At 34.1% G+C, this 26,543-nt stretch carries 25 protein-coding genes, 1 tRNA gene and 4 pseudogenes; 12 read left to right on the top strand and 18 right to left on the bottom strand.

Features of this window, described 5'->3' with window-relative positions; genetic code table 11:
- Nucleotides 1-118: 118 nt before the first annotated feature.
- The gene (locus tag OPR50_RS06010; RefSeq protein ID WP_010962411.1) at nt 119-418 is read right to left on the bottom strand and encodes an NADH dehydrogenase ubiquinone Fe-S protein 4; all 300 of its coding nucleotides are present in this window, start codon (nt 416-418) and stop codon (nt 119-121) included.
- A gap of 145 nt (nt 419-563) precedes the next feature.
- Here OPR50_RS06010 and OPR50_RS06005 point away from each other — a divergent pair, with 145 nt between their 5' ends.
- Both OPR50_RS06005 and pth read left to right on the top strand, forming a co-directional pair.
- Entirely contained in the window at nt 564-1,175 is a 612-nt protein-coding gene (locus OPR50_RS06005) for a 50S ribosomal protein L25/general stress protein Ctc (RefSeq protein ID WP_010962412.1), read from the top strand.
- A complete protein-coding gene (gene pth / locus OPR50_RS06000; protein ID WP_065094970.1) occupies nt 1,175-1,723 on the top strand; it encodes an aminoacyl-tRNA hydrolase in 549 nt (182 codons plus the stop codon). The genes OPR50_RS06005 and pth overlap by 1 nt, the downstream gene beginning before the upstream one ends.
- Nucleotides 1,724-1,725: 2 nt before the next feature.
- Here the strand turns inward: pth and OPR50_RS05995 are convergent, their stop codons facing one another.
- Both OPR50_RS05995 and tnpA (OPR50_RS05990) read right to left on the bottom strand, forming a co-directional pair.
- Nucleotides 1,726-2,688 carry an IS481-like element ISWpi4 family transposase gene (locus tag OPR50_RS05995; protein WP_265023945.1) on the bottom strand — a complete coding sequence of 321 codons (963 nt, stop codon included), beginning with the start codon at nt 2,686-2,688 and terminating at the stop codon, nt 1,726-1,728.
- Nucleotides 2,689-2,874: 186 nt separating this feature from the next.
- Nucleotides 2,875-3,312 carry an IS200/IS605 family transposase gene (gene tnpA, locus OPR50_RS05990; protein WP_265023944.1) on the bottom strand — a complete coding sequence of 146 codons (438 nt, stop codon included), beginning with the start codon at nt 3,310-3,312 and terminating at the stop codon, nt 2,875-2,877.
- Between the two features lie 80 nt (nt 3,313-3,392).
- Here tnpA (OPR50_RS05990) and OPR50_RS05985 point away from each other — a divergent pair, with 80 nt between their 5' ends.
- The gene (locus tag OPR50_RS05985) at nt 3,393-3,530 is read left to right on the top strand and encodes a hypothetical protein (RefSeq protein ID WP_265023943.1); all 138 of its coding nucleotides are present in this window, start codon (nt 3,393-3,395) and stop codon (nt 3,528-3,530) included.
- A 192-nt stretch (nt 3,531-3,722) separates the two neighbouring features.
- On the opposite strand, the gene ubiH is transcribed toward OPR50_RS05985, so the two are convergent.
- The 4 genes from ubiH to OPR50_RS05965 form a co-directional block, all read right to left on the bottom strand.
- Nucleotides 3,723-4,871: a 2-octaprenyl-6-methoxyphenyl hydroxylase gene (gene ubiH / locus OPR50_RS05980; protein ID WP_182309156.1), complete on the bottom strand. Its 1,149-nt coding sequence runs from the start codon at nt 4,869-4,871 to the stop codon at nt 3,723-3,725.
- Between the two features lie 530 nt (nt 4,872-5,401).
- Nucleotides 5,402-6,412, bottom strand: coding sequence for an Mrp/NBP35 family ATP-binding protein (locus tag OPR50_RS05975; RefSeq protein WP_265023942.1), 1,011 nt, complete (start codon nt 6,410-6,412; stop codon nt 5,402-5,404).
- 82 nt (nt 6,413-6,494) lie between these two features.
- On the bottom strand, nt 6,495-6,869 hold the full coding sequence (locus OPR50_RS05970) for a hypothetical protein (protein WP_265023941.1): 375 nt from the start codon (nt 6,867-6,869) through the stop codon (nt 6,495-6,497).
- Complete coding sequence (locus OPR50_RS05965; RefSeq protein WP_264339584.1) at nt 6,847-8,313, bottom strand: IS4 family transposase; 1,467 nt, start codon at nt 8,311-8,313, stop codon at nt 6,847-6,849. Before OPR50_RS05965 ends, OPR50_RS05970 begins: the two co-directional genes overlap by 23 nt.
- Before the next feature lie 330 nt (nt 8,314-8,643).
- Here OPR50_RS05965 and OPR50_RS08900 point away from each other — a divergent pair.
- The 3 genes and pseudogenes from OPR50_RS08900 to ruvX form a co-directional block, all read left to right on the top strand.
- Nucleotides 8,644-9,005: pseudogene (locus tag OPR50_RS08900) on the top strand (transposase); the annotation flags it as partial.
- Nucleotides 9,006-9,221: 216 nt separating this feature from the next.
- Complete coding sequence (locus OPR50_RS05950; RefSeq protein WP_265023871.1) at nt 9,222-10,547, top strand: IS4 family transposase; 1,326 nt, start codon at nt 9,222-9,224, stop codon at nt 10,545-10,547.
- A gap of 370 nt (nt 10,548-10,917) precedes the next feature.
- Nucleotides 10,918-11,385, top strand: coding sequence for a Holliday junction resolvase RuvX (gene ruvX / locus OPR50_RS05945; protein ID WP_264339254.1), 468 nt, complete (start codon nt 10,918-10,920; stop codon nt 11,383-11,385).
- Between the two features lie 44 nt (nt 11,386-11,429).
- Here the strand turns inward: ruvX and ruvC are convergent, their stop codons facing one another.
- From ruvC to OPR50_RS05925, 4 genes are read right to left on the bottom strand one after another with little or no spacing between them, the layout of a single operon-like run.
- On the bottom strand, nt 11,430-11,918 hold the full coding sequence (ruvC, locus tag OPR50_RS05940) for a crossover junction endodeoxyribonuclease RuvC (protein WP_038199503.1): 489 nt from the start codon (nt 11,916-11,918) through the stop codon (nt 11,430-11,432).
- Nucleotides 11,919-12,746, bottom strand: coding sequence for a cytochrome c oxidase subunit 3 (locus OPR50_RS05935; RefSeq protein ID WP_006279354.1), 828 nt, complete (start codon nt 12,744-12,746; stop codon nt 11,919-11,921).
- Between the two features lie 57 nt (nt 12,747-12,803).
- Nucleotides 12,804-13,454 (bottom strand): TenA family protein, encoded by a 651-nt coding sequence (locus OPR50_RS05930; RefSeq protein WP_264339253.1) that lies wholly within the window; start codon nt 13,452-13,454, stop codon nt 12,804-12,806.
- A gap of 44 nt (nt 13,455-13,498) precedes the next feature.
- The gene (locus OPR50_RS05925) at nt 13,499-14,182 is read right to left on the bottom strand and encodes a TenA family protein (RefSeq protein ID WP_038249063.1); all 684 of its coding nucleotides are present in this window, start codon (nt 14,180-14,182) and stop codon (nt 13,499-13,501) included.
- A 236-nt stretch (nt 14,183-14,418) separates the two neighbouring features.
- Between OPR50_RS05925 and tnpA (OPR50_RS05920) the strand changes: the two genes are divergently transcribed.
- Complete coding sequence (gene tnpA, locus OPR50_RS05920; protein ID WP_006279552.1) at nt 14,419-14,856, top strand: IS200/IS605 family transposase; 438 nt, start codon at nt 14,419-14,421, stop codon at nt 14,854-14,856.
- Between the two features lie 2 nt (nt 14,857-14,858).
- Here tnpA (OPR50_RS05920) and metK read toward each other — a convergent pair whose 3' ends face one another.
- The 5 genes and pseudogenes from metK to OPR50_RS08895 form a co-directional block, all read right to left on the bottom strand.
- Nucleotides 14,859-16,073, bottom strand: coding sequence for a methionine adenosyltransferase (gene metK, locus OPR50_RS05915; RefSeq protein WP_264339252.1), 1,215 nt, complete (start codon nt 16,071-16,073; stop codon nt 14,859-14,861).
- A 57-nt stretch (nt 16,074-16,130) separates the two neighbouring features.
- Nucleotides 16,131-16,207, bottom strand: a tRNA-Ile gene (locus OPR50_RS05910).
- Nucleotides 16,208-16,216: 9 nt separating this feature from the next.
- The gene (gene rpmA, locus OPR50_RS05905) at nt 16,217-16,486 is read right to left on the bottom strand and encodes a 50S ribosomal protein L27 (protein WP_006279564.1); all 270 of its coding nucleotides are present in this window, start codon (nt 16,484-16,486) and stop codon (nt 16,217-16,219) included.
- Nucleotides 16,487-16,496: 10 nt separating this feature from the next.
- Entirely contained in the window at nt 16,497-16,799 is a 303-nt protein-coding gene (gene rplU / locus OPR50_RS05900) for a 50S ribosomal protein L21 (RefSeq protein WP_006279565.1), read from the bottom strand.
- Between the two features lie 401 nt (nt 16,800-17,200).
- A pseudogene (locus OPR50_RS08895) lies at nt 17,201-18,141 on the bottom strand (IS5 family transposase).
- A 732-nt stretch (nt 18,142-18,873) separates the two neighbouring features.
- Between OPR50_RS08895 and OPR50_RS05880 the strand changes: the two are divergent.
- The 5 genes from OPR50_RS05880 (at nt 18,874) to OPR50_RS05860 (ending at nt 23,642) form a co-directional block, all read left to right on the top strand.
- Nucleotides 18,874-20,199, top strand: a complete 1,326-nt coding sequence (locus OPR50_RS05880) for an IS4 family transposase (RefSeq protein ID WP_265023871.1) — start codon at nt 18,874-18,876, stop codon at nt 20,197-20,199.
- Between the two features lie 275 nt (nt 20,200-20,474).
- Nucleotides 20,475-21,203 carry an ankyrin repeat domain-containing protein gene (locus OPR50_RS05875; protein ID WP_265023940.1) on the top strand — a complete coding sequence of 243 codons (729 nt, stop codon included), beginning with the start codon at nt 20,475-20,477 and terminating at the stop codon, nt 21,201-21,203.
- 25 nt (nt 21,204-21,228) lie between these two features.
- The gene (locus tag OPR50_RS05870) at nt 21,229-21,717 is read left to right on the top strand and encodes an ankyrin repeat domain-containing protein (protein WP_253309049.1); all 489 of its coding nucleotides are present in this window, start codon (nt 21,229-21,231) and stop codon (nt 21,715-21,717) included.
- Nucleotides 21,718-21,721: 4 nt separating this feature from the next.
- Nucleotides 21,722-22,153: a DUF2924 domain-containing protein gene (locus OPR50_RS05865; RefSeq protein ID WP_253309050.1), complete on the top strand. Its 432-nt coding sequence runs from the start codon at nt 21,722-21,724 to the stop codon at nt 22,151-22,153.
- A gap of 10 nt (nt 22,154-22,163) precedes the next feature.
- Nucleotides 22,164-23,642, top strand: a complete 1,479-nt coding sequence (locus OPR50_RS05860) for a recombinase family protein (RefSeq protein ID WP_253309051.1) — start codon at nt 22,164-22,166, stop codon at nt 23,640-23,642.
- Nucleotides 23,643-23,964: 322 nt separating this feature from the next.
- On the opposite strand, the pseudogene OPR50_RS05855 reads toward OPR50_RS05860, so the two are convergent.
- Nucleotides 23,965-24,225, bottom strand: a pseudogene (locus OPR50_RS05855) (transposase); the annotation flags it as partial.
- Between the two features lie 1,591 nt (nt 24,226-25,816).
- A pseudogene (locus OPR50_RS08890) lies at nt 25,817-25,922 on the bottom strand (DnaJ domain-containing protein); the annotation flags it as partial.
- Nucleotides 25,923-26,543: the final 621 nt, after the last annotated feature.

Here is a 26,543-nt window from a genome sequence, read left to right as displayed (position 1 = left end):
AAAACAGCTATTTTTATGCTTACCAACTTAATAAAATTCCTGGATCCCAGTGTCTGGGCACTGGGATGACAAAGGAGAGCAGTGTCAGCTACTTGCATAACACCATTTGTTGTGCAACTTACTTTAGTATGAAATTGCTTGCGTAAGATTTTGGCAGCCTCTTAACATTTTTTGGCATTTCAATTATGTATTTAACGTTGCGTTTTTTTGCGTAGAATACTGCTTTTTCAAGAGAATCAAACTTTAATACAATCTGTTTTTTTGGATCTTTTGAGCCAACCCACCCCATCAAAGGTTCAATGTAGTAAGAGCCAGATTCAATTTTTAGGTGCCAGAAATTTGTATTACCTAAACCAGATTGTGTTGCAGTTCTTGTTGGTTTATAAATCCTAAAAACTACTTTATCGTCAATGCCCATAGTTCTTGTTAAATAAGTTTAAATATATATCTAAATAAATCCTTTCACAAACAATTAGTATGAAAGAATGAAGTTTGAAATAAATATTTTTATGTTATATTATTATTAAATTATATTAAAAGGATTAGCTGAATAGGAGTAATCGATGACGCAACAGGAAATAGTAACAATTAATGCAGAGTTACGTGATATAACAAAAACAAAAGCGATGCATTCTCTAAGGAAGAAAGGAAACATCCCTGGAATAATATATGGAAAGGGCCATGATAATGTAAATTTGACATTGTCTGCAAAGGAATTCACGAAGCAATATAAATCAGGTTCTCTTTCTGCACATTTGATAGAGCTGAATATTTCGGGCAAAAAGGAATATGCTCTTGTTCGCGATATCCAATTGCATGTAGTAAAGGATACTGTGCAACATGTTGATTTTCAGTTTGTTGATAAAGGCAGTGAAATTAAAATAGACATACCTCTATCATTTGTGAATGAAAGTAAAGCTCCAGGAATCAAATTAGGTGGAGTGCTTAATGTTTTGTGTCGTTCTATTGCTGTTAAATGCTCTCCTGATAAAATACCTCAGGTTATTGAAGTTGATTTATCCGGTAAAATGATTGGCCAATCTATACATATCAATGATGTAAAATTACCAGAAGGTGTTAAGTTTGTAGCTCATGAAGAAGAAAATTTTACCATTGTTACAATTTCTGCTGCCGATAGTGACGTTGAAGAACCTCAAGCAGAAACAGAGGAATAGTGCACCTGATAGTTGGGCTTGGTAACCCTGGTGGTCAATATGAGTTAACTTATCATAATATCGGCTTCATCGTAGTTGATACAATTTGCAAATATTGGAATTTCCAGTCGTTCTCTAAAAAAGCCGATTATCTAATAACCTCTGGCATAATTAATGATAATAAAATCATGTTAATAAAGCCTTATTCATTTATGAATAATTCAGGCATCCCTGTTGCAAAAATACGAAATTTTTACAAATTATCGCTAGATAATATTGTTGTCATACACGATGACGCTGATTTGGAACTTGGAAGAATAAAAATAAAGAAAGGTGGTAGCTCTGCTGGACATAATGGACTTAAATCCATAGATAGTTTTATTGGCAACGATTATTGGCGCTTGAGATTTGGAGTGGGTAGACCTGAAGATCAAAGAAGCTTAGCAGATTATGTGTTATCAAAATTTTCAAATTTTGATAATGTTACTCCCTTAGTGGAAAAAATAGCAAAAAATATACACTTAATGCTGCAAGGAGATAATACAGCTTTTATCAATTTGATTGTATAATATTACGAAACACAGGGAGTGTATGGTCCCAGAGTGTGATGGTGTGGATTTAGTATGAACAATTCAGGAGATTTTGTCCACTGTAAAGATATAAACTCAAAAGGTGTAAGACCCTTAAGAGTTTTGAGTCTTTTAGCATAATTGTAGGCCATAACAAATTCATAAAGATGCTCTTTGAGTTGCTGGTGAGACTGATAGTAATACTTCTTAACAGTGGCATTCTTTAAAGTTTTGTTCATACGCTCAACTTGCCCATTTGTCCAAGGATGGCTAACTTTTGTTAGACGGTGTTCAATGTCATTTTCTTCACAAGCTCTATCAAATATATGTTGAAAAGCGTATTTATGGCGTTTTTGGTTGGTAAATTGTACACTGTTATCTGTCAAAATAGTGTGGATTTTATATGGTAAAATTTTAATCAAATTACGTAGAAACTCAGCAGCTATAGGTTTTGTAGCACTTTTATGCAACTCAACATACGTAAATTTGGATGTTCTATCTATTGCAACAAACAAATATAACTTTCCTTCTTCTGTTCTGACTTCTGCAATATCAATATGGAAATAGCCTATAGGATATTGTTTGAATTTCTTTTTTGGTTTAACTTCGCCATCAACATCTGGTAGTCTGCTAATGCTGTGCCTCTGTAAGCAACGATGTAGACTAGAGCGAGTCAAGTGTGGGATTGAGGTTTGCAAAGCGTAGAGACAATCATCTAATGGCAATAGAGTATGCTTACGAAATGCAACAATTACAGCCTCCTCTTCTAAAGTTAAAACAGTTGATCTTGCATGCTTCGGACCCATATCAGCGTCTTTGGCAAAAGACCGTTTTCTCCATTTAATGATAGTTTTTGGATTAAGGTTATAGTACCTGGAGAGTTTTGCTATGCTCTCTTTACTATTTTGTATTGCTCTACGAATTGTCTCTGTTGTTTTGGCGCACCCATGTAATATTTGTCCCATAATTCCTCCTTTGATGGTATTGTTTTCTCATATTTTATCATACCATCACACTCTGGGACCATACATCCCCCCCTCCCCCCCTAATTCCTATATCAAACCTTTCTTTACTAGATTATATACTCAACCACTATCGGCTGAGAGCCGAAAGGTTGGATATAGCGCTGGAAGCGCGGTGAGAAGCTAAAGCTACTCCAATCTTATACTAGATATAGAATGAGGCTGATGTGCATCTGTATGTTTATTGATGTACTCATTAATGACTTCATCTGTGATATCTCCGCTGGTAGCACTAAAGTATCCTCTTCCCCAAAAACGCTTTCCCCAGTACATTTTATTTAGCTCTGAAAATTCTTGTTGAACTTTGCGTGAAGACCTGCCTTTGGCTCTTTGAACAAAATCACTCACAGCTATATGAGGAGGTATTACTACGAATAAATGTAAATGATCTGATGATATTACTCCGTTTTCTATCTTAATCCCCATTTCTTCAGATACTTCTGCTATGATTGTTCGTATTCTCTCCTTCATAGCCTTAGTTAATACTCTGTACCGATATTTTGTAATCCAGACTATATGGTACCTATGATAAAATACAGTGTGTTTTCCTTTGTCATATTCCGTCATAACTATACTTTATAAAGTACAGTTATGACATTGACAAACTAAAGTTTCTCCACCTAGAAGGTGGAGGCTTGTACCATCTTATGGAAAGTCAATATAAAAAGCCATATAAAATTGCTTCCACTGCTGCCATGAGGAAATTGCTTATTCTTGCTAACTCTTTAGTCAGAGATGACAGGGTTTTTACTGAGGAATATAACTCTCTGTCTGTTTCTATCTAAGAGCCAGTATAGCTGTGGATAAGCACGTTTATACAGATAAAAGTACTTATCCACAGCTACATCAATTTTTCTATTGACTTTTAACACAACTGCTAAACAGATACATTCGTCATCCCGCTACGTGTTAGCGGCCAAGATACCGCGGCGGTATGACGTGGGAAACCTGACTTGCATTAACTATAAAATAGTGGTTTATATAAACCCCATAGCATGCCGAATGAAGCTTTTTTTGAGAAAATTTGAATTTTCAACTGCAATCAAGCCAAGATTTCTTAGTGCTTTAGCGCAGAATATTCTGTTGGAGAACATCCTATTTAATCCATCAGTTGCAAGCGCCATTGTAAAATTATCAAAGTATCTGTTACGTGAAATTTTCTTTAATAAATAACTACTGCCAACATCAATACCAGATGCTTTTGCGGCAACTACGTGCTTTATAATACTTTCTACATCTCTAATTCCAAGATTAAGCCCTTGACCTGCAACTGGATGAATTGAATGTGCTGCATCGCCGATAAGCAAAACTCTACCCTTATATAACTTTTTTGCGAAAACAAAACTTAAAGGATAAAGTTTTCTTTCACCCTCTAGTTTTATCTCTCCTAAATAAGAACCAAATCTTTTTTTAAGCTCTATAATAAATTCTTCTTCAGACAGATCCATTAGCATTTTTGAAATTTCAGATTTTTCTGTCCAGACTATTGAAGAAGTATGGCCACCCTTCATCGGTAGAATTGCAAATGGACCGCCAGGAAAAAAACGCTCTACAGCTAAGTTTTGGTGATGCAGTTCATGCTTTACATTAAATACTATGCTACTTTGTTTATAATCAAATTTCACTGTCGGTATAGAAAATAACTCTGGTAGTTTAGAGTTTTTGCCTTCAGCGCAGATAAGTAGCGATGATATTAATTCCTGGTTATTATCAAGAATAACTTCCACATATCCTGAATCACAAGCAATTGTTTTATAGGAATGTGGAGAGTATATATTTAGTTTATTCAGAAAATTATTGTTGATTGCATTCCATATAGTAGCATTGTTAATAACATAACCCATTGGCTCTTCACCAACCATTTTATGATTGTAATGCACAGTAACCGCATCTAATATGCATATATCAAGTATTGGCTCAGCTTCGCTTTCTATAAACTGCCAAATCCCTAATTTTTCCAATATTTTTTTCGAGCCTTGAGAAATAGCAAATGCTCGGTTGTCATCTACTACACGTGGCAAACTATTTTTTTCAATTACAGCTACAGACACAGAGTTACAACTGAGGCCAATTGCAGTAATAAGACCAAGCAACCCACCACCTGAAATGATTACATCATAATTCATTTTATTTACGCTAATTGTAAAATTATATTTTATCTATTTTGAAAATAGTTTAAACAAACTTTGTATACTATGAGTAAAAGACTTTAAGGTTTTCCTATATACAAATTAAGTCTCTTAGAACCTGTCTTGAAAATGGCTAAGCATAGAAGTAATCATATTAGATTTCTTGCATAACCCAAACTAAGTAGAAAAAAGGCAACTCCCCTGTCATCCCAGTAGCCCTCTTCTTGTCATCCCAGTGCGTGACACTGGGATCTCATTTTACTTTATAATGATGTCATGGAAGTAGCTGACACTGGAATTCAGAAAAAAGGATGATGTCATTCCAGTCTGGAATCCAGCCTTTCCATAATCATCAAAACGTTGTATTTTAACATAAAACAGCTATTTTTATACTTAATAAAATTCCTGGATCCCAGACTGGGATGACACCCTTCTGGTAGACAATGTTCGTACAGTTGTGGATTCATTCGCGGTATAAATTCCTCTAACTAGTAGCGGAATGACGGTTTTTCAAATTGTAGGTAAACCTAAGCCACTTTAGCTATAACATCTTTAGCAATGTCTTCATAAATCTCTGCCAAATCTTCACTTAGCATTAAAGGATTTCCACAATCAGAAGCATGACATATTTGTGGATCCAGAGGAATCCTGCCTAGGAGTTTGATGCTCAGCTCCTCAGACATTCTTTTTGCGCCGTCTTTTCCAAATATGTATATTTCTGAGTCATTTTGAATGAAATAACTCATATTTTCCACAATGCCAATAATCGGTATACTGAGCTTTTTAAGCATATCATAAATTTTGCGAGCATCGATTAAAGAGAGCTCCTGTGGAGTTGAAACTATTATCGCCCCGGTTAAGTTAAAATTTTCCATAAGACTTAAATGCACATCGCCAGTTCCAGGTGGTGTATCAACTATCAAATACTCTATATCGGACCATTTTGTTCCCATGAGCAGATTATAAAGTGCTTTTGTGATCATAGGTCCGCGCCATATTGCTGCACGATCCTTGTCAACAAAATAGCCGATTGAAATAGTATGCAGTCCATACCTTTCTATAGGTATTGCTTTTCCACCCTGTATTTCTGGCTTTAATTTTTCAGTGCTAAGCATTTTAGGAATTGAAGGACCATATATATCTGCATCAACCAGCGCAACTTTGTGTTTTAACTTTGCTAATGAGAGAGCAAGATTTAGCGCAACTGTGGATTTACCTACGCCTCCTTTACCAGAGGCCACAATAATTATATTTTTCACTCCTTCGATATGTAATTTAGCTTTTTGTTGCCCAGTTTGTTTTTGACAAGTAGCAACCACGATCACTTTTGTCACCCCCGGTATAGCTTTAACAGCTTGCTCACAATTTCTTCTTAATTCTTCGTTTGCTTGCGTGTCACCGGCAACTTCAAGCGCAAAACCAATGTCCCAGCCTTTAATAATGATTGAGGATATTATGCCAAGAGCGATCACATCTTTACCGCTTTTTTGCTCTATGACTTTTTTTAAGTTCTCTCTTACAATTTCTTCGTTGATCATTAGACCTCTGTTGTTTGATGCGCCAGGAAGGGTATCATTGCGACAATGTTACACGAAATAAATTCAAAAACCAACAAGCCTTTTAGGCAATTTCTTCCTGAAGTTGTTCAATTTTAGCTTGAGGAAGGCTGGTTGTCTGAGAGATAATATCAATAGAGATGCCAGCTTTAAGTAAGTTTTTTGCAACTTCAATTTTTCCTTCAATTCTACTTTGCATGATGCAGGATAAATTATCATCCTCACGTTTCTTATCTTGATCATAAGTAAAACGCTCTTCTTCACTCCAATTATATTGATTCAACTCATTATAAGCCTTGCCAATAATTACATCACTTCCTACCACTTTTTTTAGATCCTCTTCACTAGTTTCACTTGCATGCTGTTGTCTAAGTGAAGAAGGTCGCCCCTCCTCACTCGACTTCAAAACCTTACTATTACCCACAAGTATAAAATTCATGAGCAAGTTTCCATCCTTCTGCTAAATCAAAGAGACGTTTCCATCCCTTCCACAAAGCTATAGGGCCTGGTTCTAAGTCATTTTTGCGAGCTAAAAACCCTCCTAACTTGGCCACCCACCTCACAATTTCTCTTATAGGTGGTGGTGTCTCAGGATAGTTTTTTGTCTTAAGCATTTTGGTATATAAAACCTTCCATTCGTCGTCAGTCAGTATGAAAGTGCAAGAAAGATTTGGATTTGTTCTAGCTACTAGTGTGATAAAAAATATTCTCCATGCAATTATACTCATTATTGTAAGAAAGCGGATTAATCTATCTGCTGCTTGGAGCCTACATTCTTCAACTTTAAGACCAGATTTCAAAATTTTATGAAAAACCTCTATTCTCCATCTTAAGCAATACCATTGTATTTTTTCTACTGCTTCTTCAAAATTATTAATATTTATATTTGTCAACAAAATCCAGTTCACAGGCTCTTCGCCAAATGGGGGGTATTTTTCTATAGCATAGACAGCATTTAAACTTAAATTAGGAAGTTTTTGGGTTTTACGTCTAGCGTTATTTTTTGATGCATTCATCACAAAGTTGCTAAACTTTACTTCTAAAACTGTTGTTCTTTGAGGTTTATCATTGCGAGCAGGAATATTCACTTGTATTTCTCCTTGACAAGACATGCGATTCATCAGATCCCACAACCTTTCACCACCTTTTTCAGAATAAGTCGACTTCTTATTTATTGTTCTGTTTTGATTTCCTCTTACTACAAAAAGAGATTGATTAGTGGAAGCAACTTCAAATAAATCATACATATCTGCTTCTCTGTCACAGACGGTAACTACCTTGATATCCTTTAATCCAGGATGATTAGTAGAATATTTAAGTGATTCTATCCACCGTATGCTTTCTTTCTCTTCTATGGGAACAGCAGTATTATGGCTTCTTCTTTTCAACTCTTTTAGGTCTTCAGCTAAGGAGGGTCTAGTACTAATTTTTTGATCCAATAATCCTATAGGCAGTCCTTCTGTTGTAACTGCAAACGTTGTATGCATCACTAATCCATGTGTTTTAAAATTAGTTGTTTTAGATGTTAATCTTGCTGCTATAATCCCTAATCCTTCGGTCTTTTTATGATTTTTATATGAGATATAACTCGTGTCTTGGATAGCTAAGATAGTTGAGTATTCTTTAGCTCTTTCAACAGTTTTAATTATATGACTTTCTAATATCTTTCTCTCAGAAATGGCATCGTTTTGGAAAAATCTATAAGCTGCTTTACTTTGATGCCAATCTTCACAAGCTTGATTTATTGAACGCTCAGGCGATTCAGCAAAACTATTAACTATTTTTAGAAGCCTTTTACTTAATCTTATATCACCAAAATTAACAATTCCAAATTCACTTTCTGCCCATTCGCCAGTTGAAGTATTTATAGTTCTTTTCATCATATATTCCATTTTTAGACCATAGATCCATTTATAATAGAAAGTTGAATTAGTAAAATATCAGCTTTTTTACTATTTATATACTTATGGGTAATAGTAAGCTTCAAAACCTTACTATTACCCACAAATATAAATGTTTGTTGCATAGCTCTTAATGGCATAACTTTTGCTTGAAATAACTGTTTATATGGTGCAATTTACAGCTTTTAGTTGCTAAAATTATAACTCTTAGTTTAATAATTTTAATCTAATAAGCTTTCAGGTTAATAAAATTAAATTATTTGAGTAAATACAATACTATGTTTTTATTTGTGGGTAATAGTAAGGTAGTTAATGAGTAGTGCAATAAATAAACAATTGGTTATGAACTCTTTATTAATGGCCATTAATAGGCGTAAACCTGTTAAAAATCTACTATTACATAGTGATCAAGGTTCACAATATACTTTGCAAGGTTATCAATATCTCTTATCCATAAAAAACATAGATGAATCATAAAGGTTGTTGTTACGACAATTCTGTTGTGGAAAGCTTCTTCAGTTCTCTAAAAAGGGAGTTACCAATAGACACCTCTCGGCACTCTAAACAGCATATCAAAACTGCTATATTTGAATATATAGAAATTTTTTATAACAAACAACGTCACTATTAACTATTGCATTCCAGAACAATTTGATGCATCATTCTTTTTGTAAAAAACATTCCACACTTTCTCTCCACTTTTTCTGGGTAAGGTCAATTTTCATTGCACCCTATATTGTCCATTCCATTAGCTTTACTACGCTCGTTACCTCACGCAGCATAATGGTCTGTTCTAGGCTCATACGCGTCAAGTTAAGGAAATAAAGGTATGAAAGAGATAGAATAATAAGGTATAAGTTCTCCCAGATATACTTTTAGTGAGAGAACCAATGAATAAAATAACTTGCTTATCAAAAAAGCTCAAAGAAATTTTTAATGAAAAAGCAGAGAAAATCTCAATTACAACAAGGTTTATAAAAAGAAAGAGAAAGCTAAAAGGTTCATCATTCGTAAAAGCCATGGTCTTGGGTAATATAGGAGTTGATAATTGTAGCGTAGAAACAATGTGTCAATTACTAAACGAGGACTCGATAGATATAACAAAACAAGGTTTGGATTTTAGATTTACTGAAGAAGCAGTGGAATTTATGAAAAGGATGTATAATGAATCTGTGATTCTCTTTAAAAATATCTTGCAAGTTGATTGCAAAATCTTACAGCAATTTAATAGTGTTAAATTATTGGACAGTAGCTATATTACTCTACCTAACAGTATGGAAGAGATGTATAAAGGTTATGGTACTAGCTACAGTGGCTATGAAAGCAATACTAAGTCTGGAATAAAGTTACAATTAGTTTTCGACTACATGAATCAGATAATAGACCAACTTAATTTAACGGAGGGGGTAAGATCAGACCAGGGATATAGGAAACATTTAAGTAATATATTAAGCAATGATTTGCTAATATCTGATCTCGGTTATTTTGTGCCAAGTTCTTTTAAACAAATCAATGAAATAGGAGCTTATTTCATAAGTCGTTATAAATCCGATACCAACATATATGATGTAGAAACAAATCAAAAAATGGAGTTATTAGAATGTTTAGAGGATAAGTTATTTTTAGAAAACGAGGTATTGTTAGGAAAAGAAGCAAAAATTAGAGTAAGAATTATATGTCAGAAACTAACTGAAGAACAGTCTATGGCCAGAAGAAGGAAAGCTAATAGATTAGCAAGATCGCAGGGATATACATCCTCTAAAAGAAATCAAAAATTGTTGAACTGGTCAATATTTATAACTAATGTTCCAGAAAATAAAATTAGTGCTGAGCAAGTATTAACGATTTACAGAGTAAGGTGGCAAATTGAGTTATTATTTAAATTGTATAAAAGCCATATCAGGCTTGATAAGCTAAAAGGAAAGCCATGCAGAGTATTATGTGAACTATATGCTAAATTGTGCGCAATTCTTATATTTCACGGCATAGTTGGTTGCACAGAAGTGAAAAAGAATACAGAACTTAGCTTAACAAAGGCATTTATTGAGCTAAAAAGGCGGGTTAGAGAGTTATTTTTAGTATTAACCAAAATTAATAGTTTAAAAGCATTTCTTAAAAAACTCACTATAACTTGGTCGCGATTTTCATTAAAAGACAAACGTAGAAGGGCTAGAGTATCCACTTTAACCTCTCTAAATTTGCTCACAATCTCTTAACTTGACGCGTATGGTTCGTACAGCTATGCAAACACAAAGGTGTCATTCCAGCGCGTGACGCTGGAATCCAGTTGAGCTATTTCAACAAAAATACTACATTTTGAGATGAACGTTCCAGACTTATTTACAAGTATAACAATTGAAGTCTGGATTCCAGTGTCAAGCACTGGAATGACATCATAGGGGCACTGCCCTTTTGGATGGAAACCAGTGTCAGCTACTTAGATGATACCTTTTTTCTACTTAGTTTGGGTTATGCAAGAAGTCTATTGCATTCCTGAGCAATTTGATTCATTATTCTTTTTGTAAAAAATTTTCTTAACTTTCTCTCCACTTTTTTGGTAAGGTCACTTTAAAGGAAGTCTAATAGATGCTACATAGAAATCCAGATGAGTTTCTAAAGTCTATTCCAAAAGATAAGCGCATAATGTGCCTTGACATGGGAGAAAAGCAAATAGGCATAGCATTTAGCGATAAAACACAGCTCATAGCCACAGCTCATAGCATATATCACAGAAGAAATATGAGCAAAGATTTAGGTTATCTGCATAGAATATTCAAAGAAAATGAATCTGGATCAATGGTAATAGGACTACCATTAAAAATGGACGAGCAAGAAACTAAATGGTGTAAAACTATAATCCAATTCGCAAATAAAATAATAAAAAAATATAAAGTAAATATATACTTACAAGACGAAAGCTTCTCAACATCTATCGCAACTCATACACTAAAAATTACTGGAATATCAATCACAAAATCGAAAAAAATAGATGATAAAATCTCCGCATGTATTATTTTGCAACGAACGTTAGACAAGATAAATACAATCAAATAGTTTTTCCAGATCTGGAAATCTTCAAACTGAATCCCATATAAAAGTTACTCAACAAAACAAGAACCTTTCGTATAAGCATGACAAATTGCTACAGCAAGAGCGTCAGCAGCATGGTGGCATTTTATACTCAAATTTTTAACTATTTGCTTCACCATAAATATAATCTGATCCTTATCAGCATGGCCATTTCCGGTAATGCTTTTTTTTACATAGTTTGCATCATATTCATTCATAGTTAGCTTTGTTATTTTTAACGCTAAAATTACAACCCCTCTTGCATATCCTAAAGTTAGTGAAGATTTAGGATTTTTATTAACAAAAATTTTCTCCACCGCAGCTTCATTCGGAGAGTATAGGGAAATTACTTTCTTTAATTGTTCAAAAATTATATGTAGGCGTTCACCTGTACCCAATTTACCATCAGTTGATATGGTACCGCCGCCCAAAAATTCAATATTATTTTTTTCGTTCAGGCTGATAATGGCCCACCCAGTCTTGCTTATTCCTGGATCTAGACCTATTATTTTAACCACTTAATAAACGCTTAACCAATAGACAAACAAAAATAAAAATATCCAGACTACATCTACAAAGTGCCAATACCAGGAGGCAAACTCAAAGCACAAATGGTCCTGAAGTGTAAATTGGCCTTTCCGTGCTCTAAATAAACACACTGATAAAAATATTATTCCTATTATAACGTGTGCGCAGTGAAAACCGGTAATCATATAAAAATTGGATGTATAAATAAGCTTTTCTCCTGTTTCTTGTAGAGAAAAACTCGCTTCATGATACTCTATTGCTTGCACTATTATAAAAAAAACTCCAAGCAATATAGTTATGGACAGCATTTTAATCATGCTCTTTTTATCATTTTTAAGTAAAGAGTGATTTGCCCAAGTAATTGTTGTACCAGAAAGCAATAATATTAATGTATTCATGAATGGTAGTGACCACGGATCAGGTGGCAAAATTCCCTCAGGGGGCCATTCAACTTTTTTTGCAGGAGAAAACGCCTCAAATAAAAAAACTGGATCAAGCCAGGCTTTAAAGAATGAACAAAAGAACACTATAAAAAATACGACCTCCGAGAGAATAAACAAGTACATTGCAAATTTGAGTCCATGTTTTACAATGGCAGTGTGACATTTGTCATAAATGGCCTCCCTTATTACATCTCTCCACCAATAAAACAGCACCCCTGATACTGCGGAGATTCCCAAAACTAAACAAAACATTCCGACAATTTGTTTATGAAGCGCGCCAACTAATCCAAGTGCAAGAATAAGAATTGCTGCTGATACAGCAATTGGCCAAGGGCTTGGATCCACTAAATGAAAATCATGTTCTTTACTTTTCATAGCATTTTAAAAAATACTTATTAAGGATACAAATTAGCTTAAAATTGTCAATGTTCCTTAGGAAATTGGATTGAATCTTGAAAAATTATATGCACCGTTCAAAAAATCTAACACAAATTGTGCAGTTATTCTAAACAACTCAAGCATTCTGCTCTTTTCGTTTTCTCTTGCTCTGCTGCAATATCCATCAACAATATTTTCCAAAATAATGCATCCAGACTTTACTGAATCACTGTAACAAAAATTAAACCAATCCCTATATCTATTATTTTTCTTGAATCTATTTTTCATGCTATCAACGACAGTCTCGTATATAAACATGCAAGAATACAAAACCGTCATAGCCTCATAGGTATTACTATGCGAGATGGATAAAAGAAAATTAGTGAAATTAAAACACTCAAGAGATTTCTTTTCGCGACTTATACCGTACATAGTAAAGTAGTAGTCATATAGCATTCTATTAACAGTCACTACTCTTTGGGCTACTTCAGCAAGCGAGATAATACTACTATAATCTTCCATTTTGGATGCAGTAATTAAGGTGGTACGAATATAATCACCTAAGAACAACGTCTTTTGTTGAGCATAGAATTTGAAGTTCTCTATATTTAGGGTGTTATTCGCTAACTCAACATTAAAAGGATGCTCAATTATATCCTTTAAAAGATTTGACCCGTAACAGCTCCTAATTATGCCACTGAACACTGTAGTTACCGATAAAAGATCAAGTTAACGTAAATAATCCGCTGCTAATATTCTTTGCTAGATATATTAGAGTAATATGCCTCATCCCAAAACATTATTTCTAATTCCAGCCCTTTCTTAAAAAACTCATACATCCTCTTTTTTTCACAGTCACTAGCTTTTTTATATAGCTTATTTGTAATATCAGTAACCTCATCAATTACAGCATTTACTGTTTCGCTACTATAAATGTTGATCCACTCTTTGTATTTGTTATTTTTAACCCCTTTAGTTGTTATCTCATTTACCATATGGCGTATAACGATTTGGTATATGTTAAAGCAAGAATAAGATGCTACTAAAGCTTCATTAACAGAATTGTGATATGCGGCACTCATGAAAAAGTCAGTAAAGGCAGAACAAGCTCTTGACTTTTTGTGATCATCAGATAGATCACAATCTTCAAAATATTTTTTATACTGTTCTCGAACATAAAATGCTCCTTGTGCCAAATTGATTAAACTACTCATCATTTCAATATCATCAACTCTAGCTGCAACAATTAAAAAAGCACGAGCGCAATCTATACAATACAGAAAATCCTGCTGAAGGTAGAATTTGAATTTTTCATAATCTAATGTATTATTTATCAATTCAACATTAAAAGGGTGTTCTTTTATTTTATCAATAAGATCAGAAAACTCTTTTACAATTACGTTGTACAGTTCTCCTTCTATTTCGTTATACACTTTATAAGCCTCACAATAAAAATTGAATATAAAAATTATTACTAATGTGGTATAATTATTATGAAAAAGCGTGCTATGCTTTAACAATAAGCTAGTATATAAATATGGGGCTGTAAATCAAAAATTTTAGCAATCTAAAGAAATTTTACTTTCCATAAGATGGTACAAGCCTCCACCTTCTAGGTGGAGAAACTTTAGTTTGTCAATGTCATAACTGTACTTTATAAAGTATAGTTATGACGGAATATGACAAAGGAAAACACACTGTATTTTATCATAGGTACCATATAGTCTGGATTACAAAATATCGGTACAGAGTATTAACTAAGGCTATGAAGGAGAGAATACGAACAATCATAGCAGAAGTATCTGAAGAAATGGGGATTAAGATAGAAAACGGAGTAATATCATCAGATCATTTACATTTATTCGTAGTAATACCTCCTCATATAGCTGTGAGTGATTTTGTTCAAAGAGCCAAAGGCAGGTCTTCACGCAAAGTTCAACAAGAATTTCCAGAGCTAAATAAAATGTACTGGGGAAAGCGTTTTTGGGGAAGAGGATACTTTAGTGCTACCAGCGGACATATCACAGATGAAGTCATTAATGAGTACATCAATAAACATACAGATGCACATCAGCCTCATTCTATATCTAGTATAAGATTGGAGTAGCTTTAGCTTCTCACCGCGCTTCCAGCGCTATATCCAACCTTTCGGCTCTCAGCCGATAGTGGTTGAGTATTACCTTCTATATTGAATTCTCTACAAAGATCAGCAGATAAGTCCATGTTTTCCCAAGAAAATCCACCGTCCCTTTCCGACTGTTTACCAAAATGTCCATAACAGGCTGTACGTTTATATATAGGATGATTAAGCGATAAATGCTTGATTATGCCTTTTGTTGATAAATCTATATTATTCTCGATAAACTTTTTAATTACTCTTTCCTCTACCTTATTCGCACCAAATGTATCAATATAGAATGAAGTAGGTTTTGATACACCAATTGCATAAGAAAGCTGCACAAGACAACGTTCAGCCAAACCTGCAAAGACAATATTTTTAGCAAGATATCTTGCCATATAAGCCGCAGATCTATCAACTTTGGTTGCATCTTTTCCGGAAAACGCTCCTCCACCGTGTGGAATATAACCTCCATAAGTATCAACCATAATTTTTCGTCCGGTTAATCCACAATCACTAACCGGTCCACCAATAACAAATCTACCAGTTGGATTGACTAAGAGATTTTCCTCAGGACACATCCATCCTTCAGGTAAAGATGAAACTATGTAAGGGTAAATTATTTCTTTTACTTTTGATTGATCCAAATCCTCAGGGTGCTGTATTGAGACAATAATACTTTCAGCACGTACCGGGAGGTTATTCTCATATGCCAAAGTGATTTGTGACTTTGCATCTGGACCAAGTTTTGCTTCTTTAACTGCGCTCATGATATTTTTCAGAATCGAGTGTGCATAAAAAATGGGTGCCGGCATAAGGTTTTCTGTCTCTGTTGTTGCATAGCCATACATTATGCCCTGATCTCCAGCACCTTGATCCAACCCTATTGCAATGTCATTTGATTGCTCATGCAGCAATATATTTACTTTCACTTTTCTCCAGTGGAACCCATCGTGCTTGTAACCAATATCTTTTATTGTATTCCGTACAATACTTTCAATCCTGCTATTTTTGATGTTAGGCCCAAACACTTCCCCAGCTATAATAACGTTATCTTTGGTGACTAAAGTCTCTATTGCAGCTCGCGCAAAAGGATCAGTAAAAAGGTACTCATCAAGTATTGCATCTGAAATTTGATCTGCTACTTTATCTGGATGACCAGCCGCCACTGATTCACTGGTTACTAAATTTTTATATAAACTCATGTTTTTGCTTATACAATATCAAAACCGCTATAGAAAACACAGTTAGTAACTACTAAATGGTGGGTCTGGGAAGAGTTGAACCTCCGACCTCACGCTTATCAGGCGTGCGCTCTAACCACCTGAGCTACAGACCCATGATTTATTCAAGCTGAAGCTTTCATATTATCTGTAGGCACGATATCAATAAAAGTCTTTTTATTTGCTGACCTTCTAAAGCTGACCCAGCCTTCTATTTTAGCAAAAATCGTATGATCTTTACCTATACCAACATTCTTCCCAGGATGGAATTTTGTGCCTCTTTGGCGCACAATTATGTTACCAGGAATAACCTTCCCATTCTTCTTTATTCCTAACCTACGACCTGCTGAATCTCTACCATTACAGGAACTACCACCTGATTTTTTAGTTGCCATATCTTACCTCTTACTTTTGAAGACTAATTTCATTTATACGAAGAACAGTTATATACTGCCTATGACCAGTTTTCCTACGGTAATTTTTTCTTCTTTTCTTCTTAAAGATTATAATTTTTTCCCCCCTGCACTGCTCCAACACTTCAGCTTTAACAGTAGCATTAGATGAATAAGATAAGCCATTATTTGAAATACAAATCACCTTATTGATTTCCACCTCTTTTTTTTCTTCAGCTTCTAACTTCTCTACCTTTATTATACTACCTTCTTTTACTAAATATTGCTTTCCACCAGTCTCAATTACTGCAAACATGATAAATATAAATTATTGTTATTAACTTTAATCGTAAACGATGTCATATACGCTGTCAATATAAATAAAAAGCATGACTTAACGTTCTTTTTGAGCTACTAAAATACTTCTATCTGTTTTCATCTTTTATCTACCTTTTCTCAGACAGTAGACTTCTTGCATAACCTAAGCAGAAAAAAGGCAAATAGTTATTATAGCTCTAAGTTTACCGACACCGTCATGCAAGTAGCCCCTTCTCCTGTCATTCGAGTAGCTGACACTGGTTCCTTTATGACGATGTCATCCAAGTGTCAGCTACTCGGATGACAAAAAAAGGAGCACTAGGATGACATCATCCTTTTTTGGGATTCCAGTGGGCTTTGTTGCATCGCTCTTCGGATAGTAGGTAACGCACAATAAATTTATGAAGCTATCTCAAATTTAGCCATACCAATATCAGTGAACTTATTGAGCAAATAGCATTTAACAAGTAGTTCCTTCTCTCTATTTGTCTCAGATTTATTCCTAAAACTAAACCCGAATGTTTGTTTCAGTCGCGAGAAAAAACTTTCTATATAAGATCTTTTTCCGTAGTTTGTTTGCCTTTTCCACCTCTTCATTCCATCTTCGCTGCATGATTTTATTAGTCTAATTGCAGCATTTCTCTCAGCCATATAGTCTAACTTTGGATGCTCTGCTGCGTTGTTTTTCGGAGGAATTTTCGTTTTTATACCATATTGATTACACAGCTTATAGAGCTTTTCTCTGTCATATGCCCTATCTGCATATAGTACTTTTATGACATACTGAAAATCGACTTCTTTTAGCAAATCACAAGCTCCATAGTGATCAGCCGTTACTGTATTTTACAGCTATGGCTTTTTTGCTGTTTGTATTCAACATTACATGCAATTTTCTTGTCTGTTCATAGCTGCGATACTTTCTATCTTCGCTATTTTCTTTGCTATGACCAGGAGTGTTGTTGTATATACTAATTCCTGTACTGTCTATAGCAATTTCGATATCTTCCATATTATTTTCTGCAATCATTGATCTTAATATTGAGTTTCTTAAACCTTCTTGATGATTGTGAATAGCTGATAACTTGCAAATTTTTCCCAATTTGCTCAAGGTATCCTGCTATAAACCCAACTGTTTGCCTCAGGCCTATTCTAAATAAACAAGTTATTATGTGCACCAAAATTACAACTTTATCGCTATAAATATTGTTGCCAACTGGTATTTTTGGACCATTCTCGTACCACTTTTCTATGGCTTCGTTGATATAATGAAAAATATTTCCTCTTTTTTCTAGAAATTTGTTATATTCGCTATGGTTACTGACCCTCATTTTTTGTGGCATATTTTTTCTTTCAAGGTTAAATGGCTATTTTATAATGAATTTTGTCAGTAGCCACCAGATTTTTTCAGTTGCTATGCAACAAAGCCATTCCAGTGTCACGCACTGGGATGACAGCAGTCCTACGTCATACCGCCGCGAACCGTCATACCGCGATTCATTCGCGGTATCTCAGCAATAGATCCCGCTAACAAGCAGCGGGATGACGATTATCGTTTAGCCATAAACATTAAGGAATTTACCAAATGAAAAAAAAGGCAAAAGAAACCCTAGTCATTGTCTATTTTCAGTATTGGCGTTTTTTAAGTCTTAAACACTGCAATTTAGCTGCTTTTAATTGCAACTAACCTACGCTGCAAATGTTTAAGAAATTTACTAAGCAGAAAAAAAGACAAAGAACCCCCGAGTTAGCTAGTCTTTTACTATCTCTGTCGAGTATTGGCATTTTTTGATGTCTTGTAACGCTTTATAAGCGCGTTCAGCTTATTTAGATAAAAATCTAGATGTAGATGAAGTTTTGTAAAGACATACAGTATCTATATACTGCAAAAAATTAAACATAAGACGCCGATACATTAAGTAATCCTTACCTTTTAATCTGCAGATTGGCGAAAGCAAATACAATAGCTTCACTGTTATGATAAGCATACGCGTCAAGTTAAGGAAATAAAGGTATGAAAGAGATAGAATAATAAGGTATAAGTTCTCCCAGATATACTTTTAGTGAGAGAACCAATGAATAAAATAACTTGCTTATCAAAAAAGCTCAAAGAAATTTTTAATGAAAAAGCAGAGAAAATCTCAATTACAACAAGGTTTATAAAAAGAAAGAGAAAGCTAAAAGGTTCATCATTCGTAAAAGCCATGGTCTTGGGTAATATAGGAGTTGATAATTGTAGCGTAGAAACAATGTGTCAATTACTAAACGAGGACTCGATAGATATAACAAAACAAGGTTTGGATTTTAGATTTACTGAAGAAGCAGTGGAATTTATGAAAAGGATGTATAATGAATCTGTGATTCTCTTTAAAAATATCTTGCAAGTTGATTGCAAAATCTTACAGCAATTTAATAGTGTTAAATTATTGGACAGTAGCTATATTACTCTACCTAACAGTATGGAAGAGATGTATAAAGGTTATGGTACTAGCTACAGTGGCTATGAAAGCAATACTAAGTCTGGAATAAAGTTACAATTAGTTTTCGACTACATGAATCAGATAATAGACCAACTTAATTTAACGGAGGGGGTAAGATCAGACCAGGGATATAGGAAACATTTAAGTAATATATTAAGCAATGATTTGCTAATATCTGATCTCGGTTATTTTGTGCCAAGTTCTTTTAAACAAATCAATGAAATAGGAGCTTATTTCATAAGTCGTTATAAATCCGATACCAACATATATGATGTAGAAACAAATCAAAAAATGGAGTTATTAGAATGTTTAGAGGATAAGTTATTTTTAGAAAACGAGGTATTGTTAGGAAAAGAAGCAAAAATTAGAGTAAGAATTATATGTCAGAAACTAACTGAAGAACAGTCTATGGCCAGAAGAAGGAAAGCTAATAGATTAGCAAGATCGCAGGGATATACATCCTCTAAAAGAAATCAAAAATTGTTGAACTGGTCAATATTTATAACTAATGTTCCAGAAAATAAAATTAGTGCTGAGCAAGTATTAACGATTTACAGAGTAAGGTGGCAAATTGAGTTATTATTTAAATTGTATAAAAGCCATATCAGGCTTGATAAGCTAAAAGGAAAGCCATGCAGAGTATTATGTGAACTATATGCTAAATTGTGCGCAATTCTTATATTTCACGGCATAGTTGGTTGCACAGAAGTGAAAAAGAATACAGAACTTAGCTTAACAAAGGCATTTATTGAGCTAAAAAGGCGGGTTAGAGAGTTATTTTTAGTATTAACCAAAATTAATAGTTTAAAAGCATTTCTTAAAAAACTCACTATAACTTGGTCGCGATTTTCATTAAAAGACAAACGTAGAAGGGCTAGAGTATCCACTTTAACCTCTCTAAATTTGCTCACAATCTCTTAACTTGACGCGTATGGGTGTACTAACATGGCACGAACATCGACATTTGAACAGAAGTTGGAAAAATAGCCAAGTAATATCTATAATAAGTTAAGTACTTATATTTATATCCTCATATATTATATTAATAATAGGTTAAAGTGTATGAAATAAACAGAAAAAGACTTGCTTTTTCATGCCAAAACGCACATAACTTAAATAGTAGCAAGTAAACAAAAAAAATTGATCTTGCACTAAAGAGAGCGAAATTGGCGTATGTTTTTATAGTGAGGTATGTAATGAGGTTTAGCAAGGAAAAGAGAGAAGCTTTTAATAAGTCATTTTATGAATTATTAGAGAACTCGTTTAAGAATATTAATGAAAAAGATGAAAAAGGGGAAACAGTATTGCACCATGCAGTAGAAATCTCCGATTGCAAAACAGTGAAGTTATTAATAACAAAAGGAGCGGACATCAATGCAAGAGATAAAAAGGGTTATACACCACTGCACTGCGCAGTATTTGCGAGAAGTTTAGAAAATGTAAAAGTGCTGATAAGGGGAGGAGGAGAAATAAATGCCACTAAATATATCAACGGATGTACGCCACTGCACTCTGCGTGCAAAATAGGAGGAGCAGGAGTTGAAATAATAAAAGAGCTAGTAAAGGCTGGAGCTGAAGTTAATCAACTGAATAAGTACGGCGCAACGCCAATGTATTACATCTGGGAAAGTGAAAAGTATCGTCTATGTGATAGCAAAGAGAGTGAAAAGGCGAGTAAATTTTTGAGAGAAAAAGGAGGAATAACAAAAAGTAGAGAACTGACGTGCTATGGAATAGAGGGGCTAGTGGGAGAAATAGCAGACATGTTGAATGGAAGCTACATGCCGGAGCTAAAAATAATAGAGATAGGAGAAATAAGGAAAAGAGACAAATCACTAATAAAGGAGGAATGTCAAAATTTAGCAAGCAAGATAATGAGCCAAGTAAATGAGATGATAGATGAGGTGGTGAAAAGGAAGGCTTAGGTTTAAAGAAAGGTAGGGGTAGATTATGATAAAGCTTGGTAAGAAAGAGAAATCTCTATTAGAGAACTCATTTAAAAATATTTATGCAAGAGACGAAAAAGGAAGAACAGCTCTACATTATGCAGTAGAGGTAAAAACAGTGGAGTTATTAGTCGAAAAAGGAGCGAATGTGAATGCTAAAGATGTAGAAGGATATACAGCACTGCACCTAGCGGTAACGGAAAAACGCCTAGAAACCGTGAGAGAGTTGATAAAGTCAGGAGCAAATGTAAATGCTGAAGAGTATGGCAATAAATGCACTCCATTGCACCTTGCATGTATGGTGGGGAAAGTGGAGATAGTAAAAGAGTTAGTGGAAGCAGGAGCAGAAATAGAGCAAGCAGATAAATTTGGAATGACAGCAATGGATTATGCGAAAAATAGTAAAGAGATAACCGAGGTATTAAAGAAAGAAACAGACAGAATTGAAAAGTTATTTGAACAGCAAAGTGGGAAATCTTCTATGAGAGGCTAAAAGCATGGAGAAAGAAATAGAAAAGAAGGTAATGAATTTAGAGAAAAAAGCGTTGGTAGAGTTGAGAAGAATATGGAAGAAGGTATATGGGGAAGAAGCGCCAAGGTACTCAAAGAAATATCTGATACCGAGACTAGCTTATAGAATACAGGAGGAATCGTATGGAGAAATGTCAAGAAAGGGGACAAAAAGACTAGAGTATCTGGCAGATCGGCTAGAGAAGGGAAAAAGAATAAGTAGCGATAAATTACCAGTAGAGGGGACAGAATTAATATTAGAGAGAGGTGAAGAGACGCATGCGGTAATGGTAACAGATAAGGGTTTAATCTACAGAGAAGAATTTTTCACATCATTATCAGCAGTAGCCGGGAAAATAATGGGAATGAGCTACAACGGACCTTTATTATTCGGTATGCGTGATAAAAATGAAAATTGAAGAGAATAAAATGCTAAAAGAAGTAAGGTGTGCGATATATACAAGAAAATCAAATGAAGACGGTCTAGAGCAGAAGTTTAACAGTCTTGATGCGCAGCGAGTAGCATGTGAAAAATACATAAAGAGCAGAGAAGGCTGGGTAATATTGGCCAAAAGGTACGATGATGGAGGATTTTCAGGGAAAAATTTAGAAAGACCAGCGATAAAGGAATTGTTTGAAGATGTAAAAAAAGGAGAGGTAGATTGTGTAGTAGTGTACACACTAGACAGACTATCAAGAGAAACAAAAGACAGCATCGAAGTAACATCATTTTTTAGAAGACATAGAGTAAATTTTGTAGCAGTAACGCAGATATTTGACAATAATACGCCAATGGGAAAATTTGTACAAACGGTATTGTCAGGAGCAGCACAACTAGAAAGAGAAATGATCGTAGAAAGGGTAAAAAATAAAATAGCAACATCAAAGGAGCAGGGATTGTGGATGGGGGGAACTTTGCCGCTTGGATATGATGTAAAAGATAAAGAATTAATAATAAATGAAAAAGAAGCGAAAATAGTAGGGCACATATTTGAAAGATATTTGGAGCTAAAATCAATGGCAGAATTGGCAAGGGAGTTAAATAGTCAAGGATACCGGACAAAATCAGATATCTTTAAAAAAGCGACGGTGAGAAGAATAATAACAAATCCAATATATCTGGGAAAAATCAGACATTATGAGAAAGAGTATGAAGGAAAGCATGAAGCGATAATAGAAGAAGAAAAATGGCAAAAAGCGCAAGAGTTGATAAAGAATCAGCCTTATCAAGGCAAAAAATATGAAGAGGCACTACTAAAGGGGATAATCAAGTGCAAGAACTGTGACGTAAATATGACACTGACATACTCAAAAAAGGAAAATAAAAGGTACCGATATTATGTATGTAACAATCATCTAGGAGGGAAAAATTGTGAATCAGTAAATCGAACAGTAGTAGCAGGAGAAGTGGAAAAAGAAGTGATGAAAAGAGCAGAAGATTTATATGAAAAATGTGGAGAAGAAGAGTGGAGAAATCTAAGTTTTGGAAAGCAGAAAGAAGTAGTGAAAAAGTTAATAAAAACAGTATTGGTGAGAGAGGATGGAATAGAGGTGAGTTCAGAGGATAAGGTGGAATTTATACCAATAAAAAAGAAAGGAAATAAATGCACAGTAGTAGAGCCAGAAGCAAAAACAAACAATGCGTTACTGAAAGCAGTGGTAAGAGCTCATCTGTGGAAACGGCAATTGGAAGAGGGAAAATATGGCAGTGTGAAGGAGCTGAGTGCCAAAATTAATATAGGTACAAGACGCATACAACAAATTTTAAGATTAAATTATTTAGCTCCAAAAATTAAAGAAGATGTAGTAAATGGGAGGCAGCCAAGGGGTTTGAAGTTAGTTGATTTAAGAGAAATACCGATGCTGTGGAATGAGCAAATGGAGAAATTTTATGGATTAGGGATGTAATTACACCATTTATAAAAAGAACAAAAGGAGAGAAACTGAAAACACACCAAAACTATTGAAAGGTATTGCTGAGAAATAGGAAAGATAGCCAAATTGCTGCTACTGCAGTTGATATAGAGGAATCAAAGAATAAACTAATGCTGAAAAAGTTACAGAAATCGACACTTAATTATACAAAATATCAATATAAATAATGAAGATTTTAGCATATCAAATGCAATGGCAGTAGAAAATGTATCGAATAAACATCAAAAAAGGCAATACTCTAAACCCAGCACACAACTCCAGAAAGTATAGCTCTTTTCATAATAGTCCAGAAAGCTCATAGAAAAGCAGAATCAACAGCATGACGAAAAGATGTGAATAGAGGGATGTTTTTCCTAGCTCTGTTTTTTATAGCAAACCAATAATGCTCAATTTTGTTAAAATCAGGAGAATAAGGCGGTAGATATAAAATTTCTGCACCAACTCCTTTAGCAAGTTCAGTAATCTTGTTAGACTTATGAAAAGTAGCATTATCAAGGATAACAGTTTGTCCAGGTTTCAAAATCGGTGTCAAAAACTGCTCAAACCATTTATTATAGCTCTTAGCTATCTAAGAAACTCACCGCAAATTAATTATTATAAATATAGTTCAGTATTATGCTTAGTAGTAAATATATCAGAGAGCGAACTTTTAACAGCACTCCATGTACTCATATCAGGATCATTTTGTTTTTCTTCTATAACTTTGTTACAAAACTTCCCTATAGCATAACCTACTAATGCACCAATTGCTGCAGCTGCAAGACATACTGTAATAGCAAGAATAGGAGTTAAAGCAATGGATCCTGCAAGATAGGCTGTGCTTAAACCTAAAAATAAACCAATTGACGTGTAAATACCAGTACAATATTTTCTGTTGGTGCTAGACTTACTTTTTCTTTCTGCTTTATCTAGAGGCTGCTTCATTGCATCACTTACAGCATACTTCTTTGTACATTTATCAATATTTTCTGTGCTAATTTTATCTAAAAGCTCTACATGTTTGTTATCAAGGTCTTTAGTCTTTTCTCGAGTAAAGTTATTACTACCTTGTTCATCTAAATTTTCTTGTTCTGATTGCAAAGTACTTATATTCGTACCAATCCTAATCTTTAATGGGTGTTGGTAAAGATCAAATTCCTCTAATACATGTTTATCATTCTTGAATTTTAGCTGATCAGTTCCGCGATTGACAAATAACTCCAATATTGAACTTAACCTATCTCTTTGCTTTACGTTTATATGATAAGTAGGAATGCTTTCTTTATTTATGGTATTGCTATAAAAGTCAACAGAATCCTTATTTTTTTCTATGCTATCAATGAAAAGATCAAACGAAGTTAGACCATTCTTATTTTTTATATCAAATTGTGCGCCTTTACCTAAAAGTGATTCAGCAAAGTCATCGTATTTGAGTTTCCATTTACTATCTGAGTAATCGAAACTTTCATTAATATATCCCTTAAAGATATGATGCAAAGCTGTATTTCCATCTTCATCTTGGTAGTTAATGTCTACATCATTTCTTCCTAAAAGGAAGTTAAAAACCTTTTGAGCATCATGTTTAATAGCACTAATTAAAGCATCACCTGGAATCTCTGCTCCATTTTCAATCAAGAGATTTAAGATTAAATCTTGATTTTCTTGAATAGCAAGATCCACTGGAGTTAAACCTAAGTAAAATTCAAGAATATATTTATTAGAACCATCATGCTTCAAATTAACATCTGCGCCCTTATTTATTAAAGAACTACACTCTTGCAGTCTACCTAACTGAATAGTAGTAAATAGACTACCAGTCCTTATTGAACTGCTCCAAGCATCACAATATTCTTCAAATACATTCCAAAAGTTGTCATAATATTCCTGATTTTCTGAACCTGTATCGTTACTTGAATGTTGATTATCATCTCGATTTGAATGTTGCTGACTTTTTGAACTTGCATCTCTGCTTGAGTACTGACTATTATTATAACGCATTCTTTCTTCTTGATCAGATAATACTTTATATGCCTTGTCGATATTAACGAACTTTTCCGTTTTTTTTCTAATCTGAATTTCTTGCTCTTTCTCTAATTGTGATAAAGGTTCTTTATTTTTAATTTTTTTTGACAACTCAATGGATATTTGTCTTTCCTCAGGGGACAAACATTTATCAGGATGGTATTTTAATGCTAATTTTTTATATGCTTTTTTTATCTCATCTTGATCAGCGCTTTTACTTACTCCCAAGACTTCATAGTAGTTGATAGCCATAAACTTTCCCCACTTTATTTTAATTACCTACCAAATTATAATTTAATCTAGGCTTTTTTCAATATAAAAATTATTTAAATAAGGCAAAGATATTAAAAATTGCTGCCAACCTATACAAAAATCCCATTCTAACTTAGTATGAAATACTGCACTATTTAGCATCAATGAAAATTCACTTATTTACCTTTTTAAGATCACAAAAAAGTACATGCCTTTACGAGAGCAATTTGAATAAAAGCGGCGTTGTAAAAATAAAAGCATGAAATTGTTACAGCAAAATTGGGCAAAACAGTTCGTATGTAGATATGGATGAGGTGGGCTAATGTGGCTAGTTTTAGCGTATAGCAAAGTCAGAATATAAAAAAGTTCGTATGTATCGTGTGGTAGACCAATGCATCCCAAAACGAACAGTTCTCACGCTAGCTGGTTTTGGGCGCTGGAAATGGTTGTATTATTTAAGTTATTAGTGAAATATATTGTTGGATCAGCATTAATTTGTTTAATAGTAATAAAGAAAAATAGAGGTAATTTATAGCACAAATAAAGTTTTAAGAGGGAATAAAGCTCAACACAAAAACTTAAATAAAATACTAAAATATACATAAATTTTACTTGCATTGC

This window comes from Wolbachia endosymbiont (group A) of Epagoge grotiana (genome assembly GCF_947251775.1).
Classification (GTDB): Bacteria; Pseudomonadota; Alphaproteobacteria; order Rickettsiales; family Anaplasmataceae; genus Wolbachia; species Wolbachia pipientis.
This window is presented reverse-complemented; position numbering and strand designations above follow the sequence as displayed.